The sequence below is a fragment of the Nocardioides proteolyticus genome, from assembly GCF_051280635.3.
Classification (GTDB): Bacteria; Actinomycetota; Actinomycetes; order Propionibacteriales; family Nocardioidaceae; genus Nocardioides.
Window position 1 is genome coordinate 1 of the sequence record NZ_JBNBPO030000021.1, and the last position, 22,513, is coordinate 22,513.

A 22,513-nucleotide genomic window follows, 5' to 3' on the forward strand; every position below is an offset into this window, starting at 1 on the left:
AGGACCCCGTCGACCTGCACGACGCCGTCGGTGACGTCGTCGAGGTGGACGTCGAACCGCCGGGAGTCCGACGACGCCTCACGCCGGGCCTCAGCCGCCTCGGGGTCGTAGAGGGTCATGGCCTCGTCGATGTGGTGCTCGACCTCCCGCCACGAACACGACCGGATGTGCGGGGCCAGTTTCCGGTCGACGTGCGCAGCGGCCTCCAGGCTGAGGTCGTGGGTGAGGTCGGCGACCCGCTCCGCCTTCCACGGCAAACAGCGCCCGGCGAGGACGGCGGCGTAGATGTGCTTGAGCCGCCACGCACACCCGATGACCCGGCCGACATAGGCGCGGCCACCGTCGGGAGTGCGTTCCAGCGTGGCGATCAGCTCCATCAACGCGAACTCCGACACCAGCGGTGCCCCCGGGCCGGCGATCGGGATCCCGGTGTCGACATACCCCTCGACCAGGGTCGCGGCACCTTCCTCGCAGTCGACGATGTTCTGGTCGGCCCAGGCGGTGATCACCTGCCACTCCCGGACCACCGAGGCGCGTCGGGCCCGGACCTCGCTCGCCGCGTGGGCGAGCAGCTCCGCGGTCGAGCAGCCGTCGTACTGCCCCTCCGCGTCGCTGTGGTTCCCGAGCTCCATGACACCCATCAAAGCACCACGCGCCGACACAACCCCGAGCCGGAAACCCGCCTGGGGACTGGCGATTCTCCATCGAACGCTGTGGACGAAAGGTGGCGCAAACCCGGTCGCCGCAGCAACGATCGCGACCCCTACGGCACCCGCCATCGCCCCCTACGCAACGGAGGCCGGCAACGCAACCCGACTCAACGGGAAACCGCACCGCCTAAAAGCCCTTTCGGCCCGGCACCACCTACGCAACCGCAGCTCCCCGGCAGCCACCACCCCAACCCCGACCCGAAGACAACGACCCTCCCGCCGCGTAGGCAGGAGGGCCGTCGCCCTGGGGGGAGGTTCAGGAGCCGTACAGCGCGCGGGCCCCGTCGGCGTCGGATGGCTGGAACTCCAGATCGTCGGAGCTGCCGTTGCACTGCGGGTAGTGCATGATCGACGCCGCGTCGTACGGCGTGAGCGGGCGCCAGTTGTTGTCCTCGAAGCAGGTGCCGGCCTCGGGGCGGGTGTGCTCGTGGCGGAAGCCGAGGGTGTGGCCGAGCTCGTGGGCGAGGATGTCCACCGGCTCCCAGTTGCCCGACGACCAGATCGAGTTGTCGATCAGCACGTTGCGGGAGCGCTTCGGGGAGCTGGGGAAGAAGGCGCGGGCGATGTACTGGCTCGTGTTCACCGGCTCCACGGAGAACAGCACGTTGTTGTTGCGGGTGTTGCAGCTGCCGTCCTGCGCGGCGACGTGCCTGAAGTCGATCTTCGACGTGGCCTGCTCCCAGAGCGCCGCCCCGCCGGCCATCGCGCTGACGACGTCGGCGTGCCGGCTGCCGAACCGGGTGCTGACGCAGTAGGTGAGGTTCAGCGCCTGCGACGCGCTCCACTTGTCGTCGCGACCGCTGACGGTGTTGACGACGAGACCGTCCTCGTGGACGTGCCCATGGTCGTCGCCGACCATCGAGTCGTAGAACTTCCGGAGCCCGGCCTTGGTGCTCTCGATCTCGTCGCCGTTGACGACGTAGGCGCCGTCGACGTCGACGTACGTCGCCGCCTCGAACTCCTTGTAGCTGGGCGCCGAGCCCGTCGTGCCGTCGGCGCTGGTGGCGGAGACGGTGGCTGAAGCGAACGCGACGGCGAGGCAGGCAGCGCCCGCGACCGACATCCTGTTGACCCGAGACAACCTCATCGAAGCACCTTTCCTGGGAGGCGAGTGCGGCTCATTCGAACCCCGCGCAGGGTTGTCGGACAAGAGTTTGCGCGGCTCAGAAATCGGAAGGGCCCGCGAGCTGCAGAGTTCTGAGCCACCAGTAGCGTTGCGGGGTGCGGATCGCCACCTGGAACGTGAACTCGCTGCGCTCGCGGATCGACCGCGTCGAGGCCTTCCTCGAACGGCACGACATCGACGTGCTGGCGGTGCAGGAGACCAAGGCGCGCGAGGACCAGCTGCCGTTGATGGGCCTGCAGGCCCGGGGGTACGACGTCGCGGCGCACGGCCTGAACCAGTGGAACGGCGTCGCCCTGATCAGCCGGGTCGGCATCGAGGACGTCCAGGTCGGCTTCGACGGGCAGCCCGGCTGGGGAGAGCCGCTGGTGACCGAGGCCCGCGCGATCGGGGCGACCTGCGGCGGCGTCCGGATCTGGAGCCTCTACGTCCCCAACGGCCGCAAGCCCGACGACCCGCACTACCACTACAAGCTCGACTGGCTGGCCCGGCTGCGCGAGGCGGCCACCGCCTGGCTGGACGCGCCGACGGCGCTGGTGGGCGACTGGAACATCTGCCCGACCGACGACGACGTCTTCGACCCGGCGCAGTTCCGCACCTCCACCCACGTCACGCCCGCGGAGCGCGCGGCGTTCCAGGCCTTCCTCGACAGCGGTTGGGCGGAGGTCACCCGCGCCCACGCGCCCGGCTTCACCTACTGGGACTACTACCGCCAGCGGTTCGAGCGCGACCGCGGGCTGAAGATCGACTTCGTCCTCGGCTCACCGGCCCTCGCCGACCGGGTGACGGGCGCCTTCATCGACCGCGAGGAGCGGGCCGGGCAGGGTGCCTCCGACCACGCCCCGGTCGTCGTCGACCTGTCCTAGTCAGTGCTCACAGGGCCTGCCACTCGGGCTTGGCGGCGTAGACCTCCCGGTAGTGGTCGCGGCGCCGGAGCCGCCCGGCCGCGTCGTCGTCGACCAGCACCGACACATGGGGGTGCAGCTGCAGCACGGATGCCGGGCAGGAGGCGGTGAGCGGACCCTCGACGGCGGCGGCGAGAGCGGCCGCCTTGGCGGAGCCGGTGGCGAGCAGGAGCAGGTGGCGCGCCTGGAGGATCGTGCCCAGGCCCTGGGTGAGGACGTGGCGCGGGACCTCGTCGACCGAGCCGAAGAACCGCGCGTTGTCGCGCCGCGTCTGGTCCGTGAGCGTCTTGATCCGGGTCAGTGACGCCAGCGACGACCCCGGCTCGTTGAAGGCGAGATGGCCGTCGCTCCCGATGCCGAGCAGCTGCACGTCCACTCCCCCGGCCGCGGCCAGCGCCTGCTCGTACCGCGCCCCGGCGGTCGGCAGCCCGTCGGGCGACGGGTCGGGTCCCTGCACCCGGTCCGCGGCGATGCCCAGGGGGTCGGTCAGCTCGCGCGCGATCGTCGCGCGGTAGCTCTCCCGGTGGCCAGCCGGGAGGCCGACGTACTCGTCCAGGGTGAAGCAGCGGACCCGGTCGTACGACGGCCCGGTGCCGGCGCGGTGGCGGCGGATCAGCTCCCGGTAGGTCGGGAGCGGCGTCGACCCGGTCGCGAGGCCGAGGACCGCCTCGGGGCGCGCCCGGACGGCCGCCTCGATCGTGTCGGCGGCCAGCGCCGCGACGGCGTCGGCGGTGCCGAACGGTACGACCTCCATCAGCGCGCCTCCTCGTGGACCACCCGGCCGCCCACCACGGTCGCCACCAGCCGGAGGTCGTCGTCGACGAGGGTCAGGTCGCCGCGGGCGCCCGGCGCGATCCGTCCGCGGTCGACGTCACCGACCACCCCGGCCGCCGTGGTCGTGCAGGCGGCGACCGCCTCGGCCAGGGAGCAGCCTGTCGCGTCCCGCAGCACCCGCAGGCAGTGCAACAGCGGGGCGCTGGAGCCGGCGAGGGTGCCGTCGGCCAGCCGCACCGTCCCGTCGCGTACGACGACGTGCTGGTCGCCGAGCCGGGTCTCTCCGTCGGGCAGGCCGAGCGCGGCGGTGCAGTCGGTCACCGCGAGGAACCGGTCGGGCCGCAGCGCCCGCCAGAAGGCGGAGAGCGTCGCGGGAGCCAGGTGGTGGCCGTCGGCGATCACCCCGGCCGTGAGCCGCGGGTCGGCGAGCGCGGCGCCGACGGGTCCCGGCTCCCGTGCCGAGAGCGGCGGCATGGCGTTGCCCAGGTGGGTGACGACCCGAGCACCGGCGTCGACGGCGGCGAGCACCTGCTCGGCGGCCGCCTCGGTGTGGCCGACCGCGACCACCACGCCGCGACCGACCAGCGCCCGGATCACCTCCAGCGCCCCCGGCAGCTCGGGGGCGAGCGTCACCATCGCCACCCCCTCGGCCGGCGACCATCCGGCGACCAGGTCGAGCGACGGGGCGGCGAGCCACCGCTCCGGGTGCGCCCCCTTGCGGGCGGCGGCGATCATCGGCCCCTCGAGGTGGAGGCCGAGCGGCCGGGCCCCGGTCCACCCGTCCGGCGGGCCCGCGGCGAGCGTCGCGAGGGCACGCTCCCGCGCGGCGGGAGCCGAGGTGATCACGGTCGGGAGGAACGCCGTCACCCCGTACGCCGCCAGCGCCGCCGCCACCTCCCAGAGCCGCTCCGGCTCCAGCGTCAGGTCGATGCCGGCCGCGCCGTTGACCTGCAGGTCGATCAGCCCGGGCAGGACGGTGAGCCCGCGGGCGTCGTACTCGACGGCGCCGGGGGCCTCGGCCACGATCCGGCCGTCGGCGACGGCGACGTCCACGGCCAGACCCGCCGTGTCGACGCCTCCCCGGACGAGGAGCGCGCTCACGGCTGCTGCCCCAGGAGGGCGGCGCCGAGGGCGGCCACCGGGACGTCCAGCGGCACCAGCTGCACCCGGCCGGCGAGGTCGAGGGAGGCCAGGAACGGCGACCCGGCGGCCTGCGCGGACAGCGCCCGGGCCACCGCCACGCGGAGCCGGTCACCGACCTGGGCGGCACCCCCGCCCAGCACGACGTGCTCGGGGTCGACGGTCAGCGCGACCAGGCGCACGGCGTCAGCCACGCGGGCGGCGAACCGGTCGCGCACCTCGACCGCGGCCGGATCGCCCGCCTCGGCGTCGTCGAAGAGCGCCTGGGCCGGGGGTACGCCGCGCACCGGCCAGGCCTCGGCGACCGCGGACCCGGAGGCGGAGGTCTCCAGGCAGCCGACCTGCCCGCACTGGCAGACCCGGCCCGCCGGGTCGACCGGGATGTGCCCGATCTCGCCCGCCGCGCCGCTCGCCCCACGCCGCAGCCGGCCGCCGAGGATCGCGGCGGCCGCCAGGCCGGTCCCGAGGCTGAGGTAGACCAGGTCGTCGTGGCCGGTGACCATGGCGGCGCCGAGCGCGGCGGCGTTGACGTCGTTGTCGACGGTCACCCGGCTCCCGGTCTTCGCGGCGAGCCGCTTGCCGATGGGATACCAGTCGGCCTCGAGCCCCAGGTTGACGGCGTGCTTCACCGCGCCGCGTGCCGCGTCGACCAGGCCGGGCACGCCGACGCCGACCGTCTCGAGGGGCTCACCCGTGCGGGCGCGCAGCTCGGCGACGACGTCCGCGGCGGCGGCGACCACCTCGTCGCCACCGGTGGGGCTGACGGCCAGCACCTCCGCGCGCACCGATCCGTCGGCGGTGGCCGCCACCCCGAGCATCTTGGTGGCACCGATGTCGATGCCGACCCTGAGCTGTCCCCCGGTCACCGGGCCCACCCTGCCTCTCCGAGAATCTCAGCGACGGCCGCGATCGCGGGCGCCGAGCTGCCGCGGGTGCACACCCGCGGGACCGTGCTGGACGGCCATCCGGTGCGGGGGCCGGGCCAGCCCCACTCCACCACGACCGCCGGCGGCTCGAGCGCGGCCAGCATGGCGCCCACGTCGGGCCGGCGGTGGGCGTCGCGCACCTGGACGACCAGCGGCCCCTCGGGCAGCGCCTCCCCCGGCCGTCGTACGACGTCGGCGTCGAGCCCCCACCGTGCCACGCCGACCGCGATGTTGGGCTCGGTGTCGATGGTGACGACGCGGGCGCCGGCGAGGTCGCCGAGGTCGCCCTCGACCACCACGGCCCGCCGGGCAACCGCCGTCATCACCTCCGGCGCCGGCGGGGCGTCCGGCGCACGTCCGGAGGCGGCTCGCCGGACGCCGGCGGCGCGGTCCGCGGCCTCCCGCAGCCGCTCCTCGCGGAGCCGGCCGCAGCTCACCGCGTCGACGACCGCGGCCTGGATCGCTCGCACGAGCGAGGCCTCCTTGTCCGGCCCGACGCACAGCAGGTCGGCCCCGGCGACCAGCGCGAGCACCGCCGCCTCCGGGATGCCGCGCCCGGCGCTCGCGCCGGCCATGTCGAGGGCGTCGCTGACGACCGCACCTGCGAAGCCGAGCTCGTCGCGCAGCAGGCCGAGGACCGCGGGGCTGAACGTGGCCGGGCGGTCGGTGTCGACGGCCGGTACGACCAGGTGCGACGTCATCACCGCGGCCGCGCCGGCGGCCACCGCGGCGGCGAACGGCGGCAGCTCGCGCTCGCGGAGGGTGGCGGCCGGAGCGGCCAGGACCGGCAGGGTCAGGTGGCTGTCCTGCGCGGTGTCGCCGTGGCCCGGGAAGTGCTTGACGCAGGCCGCCACACCGGTCGCCTGCAGCCCCTCGACCCAGGCCGCGACGTGCCTGCTGACCCGCTCGGGGTCGGCGCCGAAGCTGCGGGTGCCGATCACCGGGTTGTCCGGGTTGCTGTTCACGTCGGCGACCGGGCCCAGGGCGAGGTCGATCCCGACGCCGGCGAGGTCCGCTCCCACGGCGCGACCGACCCCCTCGGTGAGCGCGACGTCGTCGACCGCGCCGAGCGCCGCCGCGCCGGGAACCGGGCTGCCCTCGCGCACGTGGAGCCGGGTGACGTCGCCGCCCTCCTCGTCGGTGGCCACCAGCGCGTCGGGCCGGGCGGCGCGGACCTCGCCCACCAGCGCGGTGGCGTCGGCACGGGTGCCGGTGAGGTTCGAGCCGAACAGGCACACCCCGCCCAGGCCGTCGGCCAGCAGCCGGGACCACTCGGGCGGCAGGTGGGGGCCTCGCCACGACGCGAGCAGCACCCGCAGCGCCAGCGACTCCAGCTCGGCGGCGCTCATCCCTTCACCGCGCCCGCGGTGAGGCCCGAGACCATCCGGCGCTGGACGAGAAGGAAGAAGATCACGACCGGGATGGTGATCAGCGTGGAGGCGGCCATGATCCCGCCCCAGTCCTCGCCCCGGCGGCTGTCGGTGAAGGCGGCGAGCCACACCGGGAGCGTCTCCTTGGCGGGGTCGCGCATCACGACCACGGCGAGGGTGAACTCGTTCCAGGCCTGGATGAAGCCGAAGACGCCGGTGGCCACCAGGCCGGGTGCGAGCAGCGGCAGGGTCACCCGGAAGAAGGCGCCGAGGCGGGAGCAGCCGTCCATCATCGCCGCCTCCTCGAGCTGCTGCGGGACGCCGTCGACGAACCCGCGCAGGGTCCACACCGTGAACGGCAGCACCGTGCCGACGTACACGAGCGTCAGGCCGAGCACCGAGTTGAGCAGGCTCATCCCCTCCAGCATCTTGTACTGGCTGATGAACAGCCCCTCCGCGGGGATCATCTGCACCAGGAGCAGGGTGAGGATGAAGGTCCTGCGGCTGCGGAACCGGAACCTGCTGACGGCGACCGCTGCGAGGAACGCGAACAGCAGCGCGACGGCCACGGTCAGCAGGGTGACCGCCAGGCTGGTGAGCAGGGCGTCGGCGAACCGGCCGTTCTCGAAGACCCGGTCGTAGTTGTCGAGCGTGCCGCCGGCCGGCCACCACGTCTGCTCGTCGGCCCTGATCCGGTTGCGCGGCAGGAACGACCGGCTCACCATCCAGTAGACCGGGAAGATGCAGACCAGGAGCACGAGGACGCCGATCAGGTCGGCTCCGATCCGCGTCCGCAGCCGGGTGCGCCGGGCCATCAGTCCTCCTCCTGGCGGAGCATCATCCGGACGTACGGCGCGGTCAGCACGATCGTGATGGCGAGCATGAACATCGCCACCGCGGCCGCGGTGTCGAACTCGCCGCCCTTGATGCCCTCGGTGTAGATGTAGGTGCCGAGCAGGTTGGTGTCCCGGGTGATCCCGCCGGCCTGCTGCAGCGTGTAGATCTGGGTGAAGACCCGAAGGTCCCAGATGACCTGGAGCAGCAGCACCACGAGGAGCACCGGCCGGATCGTCGGCAGGACGACGTGCAGGAACCGCCGCCATGCGCCGGCGCCGTCGATCTCGGCGGCCTCGATCACGTCCTCGGGCACCTGGGTCAGCGCCGCGTAGAGGGTGAACGCGACGAAGGGCACGCTCATCCAGACCACGACCAGAGTCGCGATCATGAAGAACGACCACGGCTCCGCCAGCCAGGAGTGGTCCTCGTAGCCGGTGGCGCCGAGCGCGACCAGGGTCCAGTTCACGACGCCGTACTGGGTGTCGAAGAGGAACTGCCACACCGTCATCGCGGCCACCACCGGCATCGCCCACGCGAGGAGGAGCGCCACCTGCGCGGCGAGCCGGACGATCCGGCTCATCCGGGCCATCAGCAGCGCGATGCCCATCCCGAGCGCGAGGGTCAGGCCGGCGTTGACCAGGCAGAAGGCGACGGTCCGAGCGGTGACCTCCCACAGGTAGGAGTCGGTGAGCAGGTCGCGGTAGTTGTCCAGGCCCGCCCAGGTCGGCGGGCGGCCGAACTGCTGCTCCAGGCCGAACTGCTGGAACGACATCGCCACCTGGCGGACGAGCGGGTAGCCGAGGGCGAGGGCGAGGATCGCCGCCGCCGGGAGGATCAGCCCGAGCGGGAGGGGCCGGCGTCGTACCGCCGCCTTGGTGCGGGCCATGCGGGGACTCTCCTCTCGGCTGGGTCGGCGCGCCAGGGGCGCGGTGGAGTACGGCGTCTGGCCGGGGGCTGGCGGGTCCCGGCCGGACGCCGTGGCTGGTGGTCGCTAGTTCAGCTCGGCGGTGATCTGCTCGTCGGCCTCGGCGGCGAGCTGCTCGACGTCGCCGCCCTGGGCGATCTTGCTGAACAGGTCCTCGAGGATCCGCTTGCCCTCGACGGTGGCCCAGCTGGCTGCCGGCGGCGTGAGCTTGGCGTTGGACGCCGCCTCGATCGTGGCCTGGGCGAACTCGTCGTCACCGAGCTTGGTGGCGAGCGACTCCTTGGCGGGCGTGAGCCCCGCCTCGGCGAGGATCGTCTGGTACTCCTCGCTCAGCATCAGCTCGACGACCTTCACCGACAGGTCCTGGTTGGGCGACTTCGCGGAGATCGCGATGTCGGAGCCGCCCAGCAGCACCGGAGCCGGCTCGCCGTCCGACCCGGGCAGGGCGAAGACGCCGACCTGCTTGGCGAGCTTGGGGCAGCCCTCCTTGGGGTCGGTGAGCATGCCGTAGACCCAGCCGGGGCGCGACATCATGCCGATCTTGCCGGCGCAGAACGGCGTCACCGGGTCGGACTCGTTGGCGTCCGCCGGGGCGCCCGAGGCTTCCTGGAAGAGCCGCTGCACGGTCTGGAGGCCCGCGATGGACTCCGGCTCCGAGAGGGCGCCCCGCCACTCCTCGCCGTCGGCGACGGCGAGCTCGCCGCCGGCGTCCCAGAGGAAGGCAACGCCGTCCCGCCAGTCCTGCCCAGGCAGCCAGTAGCCGGAGAAGTCCTTCTCGCCGCTGGCCTGCTTGAGCTTGACCGCGGTGTCGACGAACTCGTCCATCGTGGCCGGCACCTGGTCGATCCCGGCCTGCTCGAAGAGGTCCTTGCGGTAGAAGACGTAGGTCGACCCGGCGTAGTAGGGCACCGCGTAGGTCCGGCCGTCGATGGTGGCTCCCTCGACGAAGCCCGGGAGCAGGTCGTCGCCGCCCAGGTCGTCGAGGTGGTCGGTGAGGTCGCTGAACGCGCCGACGGTGGTGAAGGTCGGGGCCTGGGTGTTGCCGACCTCGACGACGTCGGGGGTCTGCTCCTCGGAGGTGAGCGCGGTCGTCAGCCGCTCGACCAGGCCGTCCCACTCCTGCTGCTCGATGGTGAGGGTGGAGCCCGGGTTCTCCTCCTCGAAGGTCTTCTCGAGCCAGTCCCTGGCCTCCTGGGGGGTGTCGGCTCCGTTGAGCCACACCACGATGTCGGCTTCCTTCGGGCCACCGTCGGCCTTCTCGTCTCCGGAGCCACACGCGCTGGTCACGCCCAGCAGGGCGGTGACGGCCGCGACGGCCACTGTCCTTTGAATGCGCACCGCTTGTTCCCTTCGTCTTCCTCACTGGACACGGACCCGCTGCGGGACCGCTCTGTCTGGGGGTGGAGCCTTTCGGGTCGTCAGGACACTCCGAGCTCGCCGGCGAGCACCAGGCCGGTCGCGCCGACCAGCACACCGTCGTCGCCGAGCGTCGACGCCCGTACGACGAACCGGTCGGCCGAGACCGCCATGACCCGCTCGCGCACCGTCGCCTCCGCCACGCGGGCCAGGTCCCCCACCAGGTCGGCGGGGCCGCTCAGCACGACCTCGGCGAGGTTGAGGGTGGCGACGACGGGCGCCAGCGCGGTGCCGAGCCGGAGGCCCGCGGCGGCCAGCACGTCGTCGGCCTCACCCTCGGCGATCCGGCGGCGCAGCCTGGGCACCGACACGAACGTCTCGAGGCATCCGGGCCGGCCGCAGGCGCAGGTCTCGCCGCCCGGGTCGACCTGCACGTGCCCGATCTCCCCGGCGGCGCCGCCCTGGCCATGCACCACGGCACCGCCCAGCACCAGGCCGGCACCCACGCCGGTGCTGAGGCGGAGCAGCATCAGGCCGCCCTCGCCCCCGCCGCCGAAGGTGTACTCGCCCATCACGGCGGTGTTGGCGTCGTTGGCGACGTAGACGGGCTGACCCAGCGCCTCGGCCAGCTCCTCGGCCAGCCGGACGTCGTGCCACCCGAGGTTCGGGGCGTCGAGCACCACGCCGTCGTGGGTCACCACGCCGGGGGTCGCGACGCCGACGCCGAGGAGCGGTCGGGTGCTCTGCTCGATCATCCGCGCGGCGAAGGAGCGGACCAGGGCGACCGCCTCCGGCCCGCGCCGACCCTGCAGGGGATGCGTGTCCCGGGCGACCACCTCACCCGCGAGGTTGAGCACGGCGCCGACGACGTGGTCGTCGACGGAGAGGTCGATCGCCACGACGTGCTTCGCGTCGGCCACCAGCCCGACGAGGGTCGGCGGCTTCCCGATGCGGCTCTCGCTGGGCGCGCCCAGCTCCTCGACCAACCCCTCCTCGAGCAGCTCCGCCACCAGGTCCGAGACCGTGACCCTGGTCAGCCCGCTGCTGCGGGCGAGGTCGGCCCGGCTCGCGGGCCCGTCGGCGAAGAGGTCCTGGAGCAGCATCGACCGGTGGTGGCGACGCGAGTCCGCGCGCCGGAGCTTGGTCCGGTCCCGAGGAGGCCGGTCGGTGGGGCTGCGCCAGGACATGTTTGTTAGTTCAGCATACTTACATATACCGTGTCCAGACATGAGCCAGATCACATTCGTCGAGGCGCAGCGCTGGTACCCCGGAGCGGACTCCCCCGCGGTCCCCGGCATCGACCTGGAGGTGAAGGACGGCGAGTTCCTGGTCCTGGTCGGCCCGTCCGGGTGCGGCAAGACCACCACGCTGCGGATGCTCGCGGGCCTGGAGGACGTCGACGCCGGCCGGATCCTGATCGGCGACCGGGACGTCACCCGGCTGCCACCGAAGGACCGGGACATCGCGATGGTGTTCCAGAACTACGCGCTCTACCCGCACAAGTCGGTGCGCGACAACATGGCCTTCGCCCTCACCCTGGCCAAGGTCGACCGGCGTGAGCGTGACCGTCGCGTCGAGGAGGTCGCCACCATGCTCGGCCTCACCGACTACCTCGACCGCAAGCCGAAGGCGCTCTCCGGCGGCCAGCGGCAGCGGGTCGCCATGGGCCGCGCCATCGTCCGGCAGCCGCAGGTGTTCTGCATGGACGAGCCGCTCTCCAACCTCGACGCCAAGATGCGGGTGCAGACGCGCAGCGACATCGCCCGCCTGCAGCGCGAGCTCGGCGTGACGACCGTCTACGTCACCCACGACCAGGTCGAGGCGATGACCATGGGCGACCGGGTGGCCGTGATGCACGAGGGCCGGATCCAGCAGGTCGACGCGCCCCTGGCCCTCTACGACCGCCCGGCCAACCTGTTCGTCGCCGGGTTCATCGGGTCGCCGCAGATGAACCTCGTCGCCGCCCGGGTCACCGACGGCCGGGTGCTTCTCGGCTCCCACCCCGTCCCGCTCGACGGCACCACCCGACGCGCGCTCACCAGCGAGGTGACCGTCGGCGTCCGGCCCGAGGCCTGGCGGCTGGTCGAGCCGGGCGCCGGCATCCCGGTGCGGGTCGACCTGGTCGAGGAGCTGGGCTCCGACGGCTTCGCCCACGGCAAGGCCGACCTCGGCGACCGGCTCGCACAGGTCGCCGTCCGGCTGCCGACGCGCGGACACGTCGCCGCCGGGGACCTGGTCCACGTGGCCGTGCCGGAGGGCGCTGCGCACGTGTTCGACACCGCCACCGGCCGCCGCCTCTCGCCCTGACCGCCCTGACTGCCCTGACCGCCCTGACCCCGCGTGTCCCGGCGCGTCGCACCGGAGAGCACCGACGCCCCGCCTAGCGTGGAGGGGTGAGCAGCGTGCTGCACCAGCGGCCCCGCACCCTGTGGGAGGAGGGCCGCCAGCCGGGCCGGGAGGTCGCCTCCCTCGCGGTCGCGCTGCTGCTCACCGCGGCGGTGGTCGATCTGCTGCTCTCCGCGCGGCTCGGCCTGCTCTACGACCTGGTCTTCGTCACCCTCTGCGTGGGGGCCGCCCTCACCGTGCGTCCGCGGGACTTCTTCACCGTCGGCGTCCTTCCCCCGCTGGCGATGCTGCTCGTCGTGCTGCTGCTGGCAGTCACCGAGCCGGCGTCGGTGGCGCACCCCGAGGACGGGGTGGTGCAGGCCACCGTCTCCGGCCTGTCCGGGCACGCACTGCCGCTGATGTTCGGGTACGGCGCCTGCCTCGGCCTGCTGGCGCTGCGGCGCAGCTTCGTGCGCCGCTAGGACTCGAACCGGTCGGGGTCGCCCGCGCCGCGTCGTACGACCTCCGGGGCGCCCTCGGACCAGTCGACCACGGTCGTCGGCTCCGCCGGCGTCTCGCCCGCCTCGATCACGATGTCGACCTGGTGGTCGAGCTCCTCCTTGATCTCCCAGCCCAGCGCCCGCGGCTCGGTCTCGCCCGGCAGGATCAGCGAGCTGGAGAGCAGCGGCTCGCCGAGCGCGTCGAGGATCGCCTGGACCACCGCGTGGTCCGGGATCCGCACCCCGACCGTGCGCTTCTTGGCGTGGAGCAGCCGCCGGGGCACCTCGGGCGTGCCGGGCAGGATGAACGTGTAGGGCCCCGGCGTCGCCGAGCGGATCGCCCGGAAGGCCGCGTTGTCGACGTGCACCAGCTGGCCGAGCTGGCTGAAGTCGCGGCAGACGAGCGTGAAGTGGTGACGCTCGTCGAGGTCGCGGATGCGCAGGATCCGGTCGCGGCCGTCGCGGTTGCCGAGTCGGCAGCCCAGCGCGTAGCCGGAGTCGGTCGGGTAGGCGATCAGCGCGTCGTCGTGCAGTGCCTCGACCACCTGCTGCAGGAGCCGCGGCTGGGGGTTGTCCGGGTGGACGTCGAGATAGCGGGCCATCGGACCGTGCTCCGGGTCAGACCCGGCCGGCGGCCTTCATGTCGCGGTGCAGCTCCTTGGGCAGCGAGAACACCAGCGACTCCTCCGCCGTCCGTACGGCGCGGGCGTCGGGGTAGCCGCGCTCCGCGAGGAAGCCGAGCACCCCCTGGACCAGGTCGTCGGGCACCGACGCGCCCGACGTCACGCTCACCGTCCGCACACCGTCGAGCCACGACTCGTCGATCTCCGAGGCGTCGTCGACGCGGTAGGAGGCCTTGGCGCCGGCCTCGAGGGCCACCTCGACCAGGCGGACCGAGTTGGAGGAGTTTGCCGAGCCCACCACGATCACCAGGTCGGCGGTCGCGCCGATCTCCTTGACCGCCACCTGGCGGTTCTGCGTGGCGTAGCAGATGTCGTCGCTGGGCGGGTCCTCCAGCTGCGGGAACTTCGCCCGCAGCCGGCGCACCGTCTCCATGGTCTCGTCGACGCTCAGCGTCGTCTGCGAGAGCCAGGCGAGCTTGGCGTCGGTGGGGAACTCGAGCCCGTCGACGTCGTCGGGGTGCTCGACGAGGACGGTCTGCTCCGGCGCCTCGCCGGCGGTGCCCTCGACCTCCTCGTGGCCGGCGTGGCCGATCAGCAGGATGGTGTAGCCCTCACGGGCGAACCGGACCGCCTCGCGGTGCACCTTCGTCACCAGCGGGCAGGTTGCGTCGATCGTCTTCAGGTCACGCTCCGCCGCCTGCCGGTGCACGGCCGGCGAGACGCCGTGGGCGGAGAACACCACGGTGGCGCCCGGCGGCACCTCGTCGAGCTCCTCGACGAAGATCGCGCCGCGCGACTCGAGGTCGGCCACGACGTGCTTGTTGTGGACGATCTGCTTGCGCACGTAGACCGGGGCGCCGTACAGGTCGAGCGCCTGCTCCACCGTGACGACCGCGCGGTCGACGCCGGCGCAGTAGCCGCGCGGGTCCGCGAGGAGCACCTCCCGGTCGGCGTCGTCGAGCAGACGCGGGGTGCCGAGGTCGATCGTCGTCATGCCTCCAGTCTACGGACCGCAGCCCCACGGACCCGAAACGGCGAAGGCCCGCCACCCTCGCGGGTGACGGGCCTCCGGACGAGCGTCGACCTCAGGCCTTGTCGGTGCCCTCGGCGTCCTCGGCGGACTGCGCCTCGTCGGCGTTCGACTCGCCCTCGGCGGTCTCGACGTCGGTGGCCTCGGTGGAGAGCACCTCGGTGTCGCCGGCCTCGTTGGGCGCCTCGACCTCGGCCGGCGCGTCCTCGGCGGCCTTGGTGACCTCGGCCGGGGCCGCGGACTCCGCGGGCGCCGGCTCGGCGGCGGGCTTCGTCTTGGGCGCCGACGGCTTGTAGTCCTCGGTCACCAGCTCGATCACGGCCATGGGCGCGTTGTCGCCCTGGCGCGGACCGATCTTGGTGATCCGGGTGTAGCCGCCGGGACGCTCGGCGAAGGTGGGGCCGATCTCCGCGAACAGCGTGTGCACGACGCCCTTGTCGCGGATGACCTTGAGCACCTCGCGACGCTGGTGCAGCGGGTTCTCACCCAGGTGTGCCTTCTTCGCCTTGGTGATCAGCTTCTCGGCGTACGGCCGCAGGGTGCGGGCCTTGGCCTCGGTGGTCGTGATCCGGCCGTGCTCGAAGAGCGCGGTGGCGAGGTTGGACAGGATGAGCCGCTGGTGGGCGGCGCTCCCGCCGTGGCGGGGACCCTTCTTGGGCTTCGGCATTTCTCTCTCGCTTTCCTGCCCGGCCGTACGAGGTACCGGGTGCTGGGTCCGGCCGTGTCAGGTACCGGAGTTGTCAGATGAAGGGTGCTGCGGTGATGCTGCGGTGGTGCTGCGGTGGTGCTGCTTGTCTTGCCGCCGGACCGAGGCTGGACCTACGAGGGCCAACCGCGGCCCGGCAGCGTGTCGGGAGGTGCCGGCGGGCAGCTTGCTGCCCCCCTATGCACCGAAGACACGCTCGGGCAGATCAACTCAGAACTGCTCGTCCTCGACGAACGACTCGTCCTCGTCGTCCTCGCTGTAGTTGGCGAGGGCGGCGGAGGGGTCGAAGCCCGGAGCGCTGTCCTTGAGGGACAGGCCCATCTCGTGGAGCTTGGCCTTGACCTCGTCGATCGACTTCGCGCCGAAGTTGCGGATGTCGAGCAGGTCCTGCTCCGAGCGGCTGATGAGCTCACCCACGGTGTGGATGCCCTCGCGCTTGAGGCAGTTGTAGGACCGGACGGTCAGCTGGAGGTCCTCGACCGGCAGCGCCAGGTCGGCGGCGAGCTGCTCGTCGACCGGCGAGGGGCCGATGTCGATGCCCTCGGCCTCGACGTTGAGCTCGCGGGCCAGGCCGAAGAGCTCGACCAGCGTCTTGCCGGCCGACGCGATGGCGTCGCGCGGCAGGATCGACGGCTTGGTCTCGACGTCGATGACCAGCTTGTCGAAGTCGGTGCGCTGCTCGACGCGGGTGGCCTCGACCTTGTAGGTCACCTTCAGGACCGGGCTGTAGATCGAGTCGACCGGGATCCGGCCGATCTCGTTGTCCGCGCCCTTGTTCTGCACGGCGGAGACGTAGCCGCGGCCGCGCTCGACGACGAGCTCGAGCTCGAGCTTGCCGTTGTCGGAGAGGGTGGCGATCTTCAGGTCGGGGTTGTGCACCTCGACGCCGGCGGGCGGCGCGATGTCGGCGGCGGTGACGTCACCCGCGCCGGACTTGCGGAGGTACATGGTGACCGGCTCGTCGTGCTCGGAGGACACGACGAGGCCCTTGAGGTTCAGGATGATCTCGGTGACGTCCTGCTTGACGCCCTCGATGGTCGAGAACTCGTGGAGGACGCCGTCGATCTTGATGCTGGTGACGGCGGCACCGGGGATCGAGGAGAGGAGGGTACGACGCAGCGAGTTGCCGAGCGTGTAGCCGAAGCCGGGCTCGAGCGGCTCGATGACGAAGCGCGACCGGAACTGGTCGACGGTCTCCTCCGACAGGGTGGGGCGCTGTGCGATGAGCACTTGTTTCGTTCCTTTCCGGGCCGACCGCTATATGAGGACCCAGACGTGGTGCGGAATGGAGAAGAGAACTGCGTCCGCCGGGGCCTGAGGGGCGGCCCCCAGCGGGGGGCAGTCGGGGGGCGCACAGCCCCCCGACCGTTTACTTCTTCGAGTAGAACTCGACGATGAGCTGCTCCTGGACGGGGATGTCGATCTGCTCGCGCACGGGGAGCGAGTGGACCAGGATCCGCATCCGGGACGGCAGCGCCTCGAGCCAGGCCGGGACGACCCGCTCGCCGTGGGTCTCGCGAGCCACGATGAAGGGCGTCATCTCCAGCGACTTCTCGCGCACGTCGATGATGTCGTACTGCGCCACCTGGTAGGACGGGATGTCGACCTTGCGACCGTTGACCAGGAAGTGGCCGTGGGTCACCAGCTGGCGGGCGTGCCGGCGGGTGCGGGCGAAGCCGGCGCGGTAGACGACGTTGTCGAGGCGGCACTCGAGGAGCTGGAGCAGGTTGTCACCGGTCTTGCCCTGGCGACGCGCAGCCTCCACGTAGTACCGGTGGAACTGCTTCTCCATCACGCCGTAGGTGAAGCGGGCCTTCTGCTTCTCCTGCAGCTGGTTGCGGTACTCGCTCTCCTTGATCCGCGCGCGGCCGTGCTGGCCGGGAGGATAGGGGCGCTTCTCGAACGCGGCGTCGCCGCCGACCAGGTCGACGCCGAGGCGGCGGGACTTCTTGGTGAGAGGTCCGGTGTAACGGGCCATGGTTCAAAGACTCCTTCGCTGCAAATCCGGGCTCAGACGCGGCGGCGCTTGGGCGGGCGGCAGCCGTTGTGCGGGGCGGGGGTCACGTCCTGGATGGTGCCGACCTCGAGGCCGATCGCACCCAGCGAGCGGATCGCCGTCTCGCGACCCGAACCCGGGCCCTTGACGAAGACGTCGATCTTCTTCATGCCGTGCTCCATCGCCCGACGGCCGGCGGCCTCGGCGGCCATCTGAGCGGCGTACGGGGTGGACTTGCGGGAGCCCTTGAAGCCGACGGTGCCGGCAGAGGCCCACGAGATCACGGCCCCGGTGGGGTCGGTGATCGTGACGATCGTGTTGTTGAACGTGCTCTTGATGTGGGCCTCGCCCTGAGCGACGTTCTTCTTCTCCTTGCGGCGGACCTTCTTGGCGCCCGCGCGAGCCTTGGGAGGCATGCGTTATCTCCTTGGGAAAGCTGGTCGTGAGGCAGTGTCGAGCCGGCGGCTCAGATCACTTGGCCTTCTTCTTGCCGGCAACCGTGCGCTTGGGGCCCTTGCGGGTGCGCGCGTTGGTCTTGGTGCGCTGACCGCGGACCGGAAGGCCCATGCGGTGGCGGCGACCCTGGTAGCTGCCGATCTCGATCTTGCGACGGATGTCGGCCTGGACCTCACGACGGAGGTCACCCTCGATCTTGAAGTTGGCTTCGATCTCGTCACGGAGCTTGACCAGCTCCTCGTCGCCCAGCTCGTGGACGCGGAGGTCGGGGCTGACCCCGGTGGCGGCCAGCAGCTGCTGGGCGCGGGTACGGCCGATGCCGTAGATGTAGGTAAGAGCGATCTCGATGCGCTTGTCGCGCGGAAGGTCGACTCCGACGAGGCGTGCCATGTCTGGCTGTCTCCTTGCGGTTCACGGTGGTGTGGTCGTGATGCGTCCGGGACGTCTGGTCCCAGCTCCGGCCATCCGTTCCGGAGGTGGTTCGCCGCGGGTGGTGCTGCGGCTAAGCGATCACGTGGTGTGGTGTTCAGTTGTGGTGGTGCTGTTGGGCTTCGGGTTGATCAACCTTCTGCCCGGTCCCGGCGGTGTTCATCTCGCCAGGGCCTGCGGTGCTTCGCTCCGGCACACCTCGCTGGCGCTCGGCGTACCTCCGCTGCGCTCCTCAGCCCTGCCGTTGCTTGTGGCGCGGGTTCTCGCAGATCACCATGACGCGGCCGTGGCGACGGATCACCTTGCACTTGTCACAGATCGGCTTGACGCTCGGGTTGACCTTCATGTCAGCCCTTTCTTGCTAGTGGCGGGAAGTGAGCCGGGCGGCTCACTTATAGCGGTAGACGATCCGGCCGCGGGAGAGGTCGTACGGCGAGAGCTCCACCACCACGCGGTCCTCGGGGAGAATCCGGATGTAGTGCTGGCGCATCTTGCCGCTGATGTGAGCGAGGACCTTGTGGCCGTTGCTCAGCTCGACACGGAACATGGCGTTGGGAAGGGCCTCCACGACGGAGCCCTCCATCTCGATGACGCCTTCCTTCTTGGCCATGTCTCACAATCTGCTCGGGAACGGGTTGCCTACCGGTGGCCCGGGAACCTCCGGCGCCGCACGCGCGACAGCCGGTGGACCTCGTCGGGTCGTGCACCACACACGAAACCCACGTTGGACCGACACGCCAGTCTATAGGCGGCCGGTTCCGAACTCCCAATCCGCGAGTCAGCCCGCCAGCAGGGTCAGCGTCTGCTCCCGCGCCGGCGCGGTGCGCGGGTCGGCGCCCGCCGCGGCGCCGCCGACCGGGTTGACCATCACCTCGTCGACGGCGTACGACGCCGCGAGCGACCCGATCTCCGCGCGGGCCGCGGCCGGGTCGCCGATCACCCACCGCCGGCGCATGGCGTCGACCAGGCTGCGATGGGCCTCGGGGAGGCCCTCGGCGACGACCTTCTCCGCCTCCTCGACCAGCAGCTGCGGCGCGAGCGGCTGGCCGGTGCGCAGCGCGACCATCTGGAGCAGCTGTGGGAGCGCCTGCCGCTCGGCCTCCTCCGCGGTCGGCGCGACCGACGCGTTCACGGTGAGGAAGGTGCGCGGCTCCGCCAGCTCCGGCGACGGCTGGAACGAGGAGCGGTAGAGCTCGATCGCCTCCTGGGTGCCGGACCCGGAGAAGTGGTGGGCGAAGACGTAGGGCATCCCCTTCTCCGCCGCGAGTCGCGCGGAGTAGTCCGAGGAGCCGAGCAGCCAGATCTCGGGCACCGAGCGCGCGGCCGGCGTGGCCTTGAGGACGTGCGTGCTCCCCCGCAGGGCCAGCCCGACGCCGCCCGGCTCCATCATCGCCAGCACGTTGTCGACGTACTCCGGGAAGCGGGACACCGCCTCGTCGCTGACGCCGCCGGCGCCGTGGCGCAGCGCCCAGCTGGTGACCGGGTCGGTGCCGGGTGCCCGGCCGATGCCGAGGTCGATCCGCCCGGGGAACGCCGCCTCCAGGAGCGCGAACTGCTCCGCCACCACCAGCGGCGCGTGGTTGGGCAGCATCACCCCGCCCGAGCCGACCCGGATCCGCTCCGTCGCTCCCGCCACGAGCCCGATCAGCACCGGCGGGTTGGTCGCCGCCACGGCCGGCATGTTGTGGTGCTCGGCCAGCCAGTAGCGGCGGTAGCCGAGCCGGTCGGCCGTGCGGGCGAGGTCGAGCGAGGCGGCGACCGCGTCGGAGGTGGTCTGGTCGGTGCGCACCGGGACGAGGTCGAGGACGGAGAGGGCGAGGGAGGTCATCCCTGGTCCAAGGCCGCAGCAGGCCCTGGCATTCCCTCAGTCGTCGGCGGTGGCGCTGCGCCGGACGAGCAGCAGCCCCACGGCGAACGCCGCGAGGCACAGCACGCCGAGGACGAAGAGGTCCATCAGGTAGTGGAACCCGCCGCCCAGCGCGATCCAGTCCTCCTTGTCGGTGCCCTGCGTCTCGCGCACCAGGTCCATCGCGGAGGCCGAGGCGGCGTAGGCCCACCGCGACGGCGAGAGCCAGGCGACCTGCTCGAGCACCGGCCGGCCGGCGATCTCGAAGAGCGCGCCGGACAGCACCAGCTGGAGCATCACCAGGCCGACCAGCGCCGGCATCGTCTGCTCGGTGCTGGTGACGAGGGCGGACAGCGCCAGGCCGACCACCACCATCGTGAAGGCCAGGGCTGCGATGGCGACCGCGACCCGGACGGTGCCGAGGTCGCCGTCGGCGCCGGGCAGGCCGACGGTGGCCAGGAACGTCACCACGAGGCCCTGCACGAAGGCGGCGGTGCCCAGGACGAGCACCTTGCTGGTGAAGTAGACGCCGGGGGACAGCCCCACGGCGTACTCCCGCCGGAAGATCGGCCGCTCCCCCACCAGCTCGCGGATCGCGAGCGCCGTGCCCATCAGGCAGGCCGCGACGATCAGCACGATCAGCCGCTGCGACGCCTCCCCGGTCGCGAAGTTCTCCACGACCGTGCCGTCGGGCAGGGTCGTCTCGCGGCGGGACTCGTCGAGGGACAGCCCGTTGCTGCCGGGCACCAGACGGCTCAGGCCACCGAGGACCAGCGGCAGGAGGAGCAGCATGCCGAGCAGCAGCCTGTCGGCGAGCACCACGGCGAGGTTGCGCTTGACCAGCGTCGAGAGCTGGCGGCCCACCGACTGCCGCGGCGGCGCCGGTACGGCGGCCGCGTGGGAGTGCCGCGCGACCGACGAGGTGTCCACCGAGTGCTGCGGCACAGGGATCCGCTGCCACAGGTCGGGCTCGTCGAGCAGGTCGAAGACCTCGGGGTAGCTGGCCTTGCCGAAGTGGGCGAGGACGCCGCTCGGCGGGCCGAAGTAGGCGATCCGGCCGCCCGGAGCCAGCACCAGCACGTTGTCGCAGACGTCGAGCGCGAGCACCGAGTGGGTGACCACCATGACGACGCGGCCGTCGTCGGCGAGACCGCGCAGCTGCTTCATGACCTCGAGGTCCAGGCCCGGGTCGAGGCCGGAGGTGGGCTCGTCGAGGAAGAGCAGCGGCGGCGCGGTCAGCAGCTCGGTGGCGATCGACACCCGCTTGCGCTGGCCGCCGGAGAGCTGCGTGCCGATCCGGTTGTCGAGCCGCTCCCCGAGCTGGAGTTGGTGGGCCACGTGGTGCACCCGCGCATCCCACTCCTGCGCGGTGGTGTCGGGCGGCAGCCGCAGCTGGGCGGCGAACCGCAGGCCCTGCCTCACCTTCAGCTGCGGGTGCAGGATGTCCTGCTGCGGCACCAGGCCGATCTGGAAGCGCAGCTGGTCGTAGTGCTGGTAGAGGTCGTGGCCCTGCCAGATGACGCGGCCGTGGCTCGCCGGCCGCAGCCCGGTCAGCGCACCCAGCAGCGTCGACTTCCCGGCGCCCGACGGGCCGATGACGGCGGTCAGGCTGCGCGGGGCGAGCTGGAAGGAGACGTTCTCGATCAGCCGCTTGCCGCCCGCCACGACCTGGGTCAGGCCGTCGGCGTACAGCGTGAACTCGTGGGTCGTCGCCGAGGCCACGAGCTGCTGGCCGTCCCAGCGGAAGGTCTGGTTGCCGAAGATCACCTCCGCGCCCACCGGCAGCGCGGTCGCGCCGTCGAGGCGGCGCCCGTCGACGAACGTCCCGTTGAACGAGCCGAGGTCGTGCAGCACCGCCGGGTTGCCCGCCGCCGGCGGCTCGAGGCGCGCGTGGTGCCGGCTCACGAGCGGGTCGTCGAGCACGATGTCGTTGGCGTGGTCGCGCCCGATGGTCAGCGTCCGGCCGGCCTGCACCTGCTGGGGCAGCACGATGGAGTGGCCGTGGGGCAGCTGGCCGGGCGGCACCACGCCGGCCGGCCGCCAGGCGTCCTGGGCGTCGGCCCCGGCGGGCAGCTGGGGTGGCGGGAGCTGCTTCCAGAACTCGCCGGCCGGGGAAGGCTTGGGAGGTTGAGGGGCCGGCTGCGGCTGCTGGGAAGCCTGCTGGGACGCCTGCGGGGGCACCGGGCGCGAGGAGGAGCCCTGCTGGGCCGGCGGCTGGTACGGCGGTGGTGCGGGCTGCCGGGCGGCGACCACGCTCACCACGACCGGCTCGCCGACCGGACCCCCGAGATGGAGGCTCACCGGCCCGCCGGTCAGCGGGAGCCGGGTGATCCGCTGGCCGGCGACGTAGGTGCCGTTGCTGCTGGCGTCGACGACCACCCAGCCGCCGTCCTCGACCTGGAGGAACGCGTGGTGGCGGGAGGCCCGGGCGTCGGCGACCGGCACGTCGCAGTCCAGCTCCCTGCCGATGACCACCCGCGGGCCGTCGAAGGTCCGGGTGTTCCCGGCCCACTGCACCTGGATGCGGTCCACGGGT

The 22,513-nt window shown here is 72.3% G+C and carries 23 protein-coding genes and 1 pseudogene; 3 read left to right on the forward strand and 21 right to left on the reverse strand.

Annotated elements, in window-relative coordinates; all coding sequences use genetic code 11:
* Nucleotides 1–632, reverse strand: a pseudogene (locus ACPOLA_RS13200) (hypothetical protein); the annotation flags it as partial.
* Nucleotides 633–966: 334 nt separating this feature from the next.
* Nucleotides 967–1,797, reverse strand: coding sequence for a M57 family metalloprotease (locus ACPOLA_RS13205; protein WP_435770905.1), 831 nt, complete (start codon nt 1,795–1,797; stop codon nt 967–969).
* Between the two features lie 134 nt (nt 1,798–1,931).
* Between ACPOLA_RS13205 and ACPOLA_RS13210 the strand changes: the two genes are divergently transcribed.
* Nucleotides 1,932–2,699 (forward strand): exodeoxyribonuclease III, encoded by a 768-nt coding sequence (locus tag ACPOLA_RS13210; RefSeq protein WP_435770906.1) that lies wholly within the window; start codon nt 1,932–1,934, stop codon nt 2,697–2,699.
* Between the two features lie 7 nt (nt 2,700–2,706).
* Here the strand turns inward: ACPOLA_RS13210 and ACPOLA_RS13215 are convergent, their stop codons facing one another.
* The 8 genes from ACPOLA_RS13215 to ACPOLA_RS13250 form a co-directional block, all read right to left on the reverse strand.
* Nucleotides 2,707–3,492 (reverse strand): glucosamine-6-phosphate deaminase, encoded by a 786-nt coding sequence (locus ACPOLA_RS13215; protein ID WP_435770907.1) that lies wholly within the window; start codon nt 3,490–3,492, stop codon nt 2,707–2,709.
* The gene (gene nagA / locus ACPOLA_RS13220; protein ID WP_435770908.1) at nt 3,492–4,613 is read right to left on the reverse strand and encodes an N-acetylglucosamine-6-phosphate deacetylase; all 1,122 of its coding nucleotides are present in this window, start codon (nt 4,611–4,613) and stop codon (nt 3,492–3,494) included. Before nagA ends, ACPOLA_RS13215 begins: the two co-directional genes overlap by 1 nt.
* Nucleotides 4,610–5,518: an ROK family protein gene (locus ACPOLA_RS13225; protein WP_435770909.1), complete on the reverse strand. Its 909-nt coding sequence runs from the start codon at nt 5,516–5,518 to the stop codon at nt 4,610–4,612. Before ACPOLA_RS13225 ends, nagA begins: the two co-directional genes overlap by 4 nt.
* Nucleotides 5,515–6,927 (reverse strand): glycoside hydrolase family 3 N-terminal domain-containing protein, encoded by a 1,413-nt coding sequence (locus ACPOLA_RS13230; protein ID WP_435770910.1) that lies wholly within the window; start codon nt 6,925–6,927, stop codon nt 5,515–5,517. The genes ACPOLA_RS13225 and ACPOLA_RS13230 overlap by 4 nt, the downstream gene beginning before the upstream one ends.
* Nucleotides 6,924–7,763: a carbohydrate ABC transporter permease gene (locus ACPOLA_RS13235; RefSeq protein WP_435770911.1), complete on the reverse strand. Its 840-nt coding sequence runs from the start codon at nt 7,761–7,763 to the stop codon at nt 6,924–6,926. Before ACPOLA_RS13235 ends, ACPOLA_RS13230 begins: the two co-directional genes overlap by 4 nt.
* Nucleotides 7,763–8,671, reverse strand: coding sequence for a carbohydrate ABC transporter permease (locus ACPOLA_RS13240; protein WP_435770912.1), 909 nt, complete (start codon nt 8,669–8,671; stop codon nt 7,763–7,765). The genes ACPOLA_RS13235 and ACPOLA_RS13240 overlap by 1 nt, the downstream gene beginning before the upstream one ends.
* Nucleotides 8,672–8,776: 105 nt before the next feature.
* Nucleotides 8,777–10,030, reverse strand: coding sequence for an extracellular solute-binding protein (locus tag ACPOLA_RS13245; RefSeq protein ID WP_435770913.1), 1,254 nt, complete (start codon nt 10,028–10,030; stop codon nt 8,777–8,779).
* 98 nt (nt 10,031–10,128) lie between these two features.
* Entirely contained in the window at nt 10,129–11,253 is a 1,125-nt protein-coding gene (locus ACPOLA_RS13250; protein ID WP_435770914.1) for an ROK family protein, read from the reverse strand.
* Nucleotides 11,254–11,293: 40 nt separating this feature from the next.
* On the opposite strand from ACPOLA_RS13250, the gene ACPOLA_RS13255 reads away from it, so the two are divergent.
* Nucleotides 11,294–12,373, forward strand: coding sequence for an ABC transporter ATP-binding protein (locus ACPOLA_RS13255; protein WP_435770915.1), 1,080 nt, complete (start codon nt 11,294–11,296; stop codon nt 12,371–12,373).
* Between the two features lie 86 nt (nt 12,374–12,459).
* Nucleotides 12,460–12,873: a DUF6542 domain-containing protein gene (locus ACPOLA_RS13260; RefSeq protein WP_435770916.1), complete on the forward strand. Its 414-nt coding sequence runs from the start codon at nt 12,460–12,462 to the stop codon at nt 12,871–12,873.
* Here the strand turns inward: ACPOLA_RS13260 and ACPOLA_RS13265 are convergent.
* From ACPOLA_RS13265 to ACPOLA_RS13315, 11 genes are all read right to left on the reverse strand, one after another.
* Complete coding sequence (locus ACPOLA_RS13265) at nt 12,870–13,493, reverse strand: L-threonylcarbamoyladenylate synthase (RefSeq protein ID WP_435770917.1); 624 nt, start codon at nt 13,491–13,493, stop codon at nt 12,870–12,872. The genes ACPOLA_RS13260 and ACPOLA_RS13265 overlap by 4 nt on opposite strands.
* 16 nt (nt 13,494–13,509) lie before the next feature.
* Nucleotides 13,510–14,508: a 4-hydroxy-3-methylbut-2-enyl diphosphate reductase gene (locus ACPOLA_RS13270; RefSeq protein ID WP_435770918.1), complete on the reverse strand. Its 999-nt coding sequence runs from the start codon at nt 14,506–14,508 to the stop codon at nt 13,510–13,512.
* Nucleotides 14,509–14,599: 91 nt separating this feature from the next.
* Nucleotides 14,600–15,211 carry a 50S ribosomal protein L17 gene (gene rplQ / locus ACPOLA_RS13275; protein ID WP_435770919.1) on the reverse strand — a complete coding sequence of 204 codons (612 nt, stop codon included), beginning with the start codon at nt 15,209–15,211 and terminating at the stop codon, nt 14,600–14,602.
* A 249-nt stretch (nt 15,212–15,460) separates the two neighbouring features.
* Nucleotides 15,461–16,480, reverse strand: a complete 1,020-nt coding sequence (locus ACPOLA_RS13280; RefSeq protein ID WP_435770920.1) for a DNA-directed RNA polymerase subunit alpha — start codon at nt 16,478–16,480, stop codon at nt 15,461–15,463.
* Between the two features lie 139 nt (nt 16,481–16,619).
* Entirely contained in the window at nt 16,620–17,228 is a 609-nt protein-coding gene (gene rpsD / locus ACPOLA_RS13285) for a 30S ribosomal protein S4 (protein WP_435770921.1), read from the reverse strand.
* Nucleotides 17,229–17,260: 32 nt separating this feature from the next.
* Nucleotides 17,261–17,662, reverse strand: coding sequence for a 30S ribosomal protein S11 (gene rpsK, locus ACPOLA_RS13290; protein ID WP_038681087.1), 402 nt, complete (start codon nt 17,660–17,662; stop codon nt 17,261–17,263).
* A gap of 55 nt (nt 17,663–17,717) precedes the next feature.
* Nucleotides 17,718–18,092: a 30S ribosomal protein S13 gene (gene rpsM, locus ACPOLA_RS13295; RefSeq protein ID WP_435770922.1), complete on the reverse strand. Its 375-nt coding sequence runs from the start codon at nt 18,090–18,092 to the stop codon at nt 17,718–17,720.
* A gap of 271 nt (nt 18,093–18,363) precedes the next feature.
* Entirely contained in the window at nt 18,364–18,477 is a 114-nt protein-coding gene (gene rpmJ, locus ACPOLA_RS13300; RefSeq protein WP_004008316.1) for a 50S ribosomal protein L36, read from the reverse strand.
* Nucleotides 18,478–18,519: 42 nt separating this feature from the next.
* Nucleotides 18,520–18,741: a translation initiation factor IF-1 gene (infA, locus tag ACPOLA_RS13305; protein ID WP_028656368.1), complete on the reverse strand. Its 222-nt coding sequence runs from the start codon at nt 18,739–18,741 to the stop codon at nt 18,520–18,522.
* A gap of 168 nt (nt 18,742–18,909) precedes the next feature.
* Nucleotides 18,910–19,959 (reverse strand): LLM class flavin-dependent oxidoreductase, encoded by a 1,050-nt coding sequence (locus ACPOLA_RS13310; protein ID WP_435770923.1) that lies wholly within the window; start codon nt 19,957–19,959, stop codon nt 18,910–18,912.
* Nucleotides 19,960–19,995: 36 nt separating this feature from the next.
* Nucleotides 19,996–22,509: an FHA domain-containing protein gene (locus ACPOLA_RS13315; protein ID WP_435770924.1), complete on the reverse strand. Its 2,514-nt coding sequence runs from the start codon at nt 22,507–22,509 to the stop codon at nt 19,996–19,998.
* Nucleotides 22,510–22,513 lie beyond the last annotated feature (4 nt).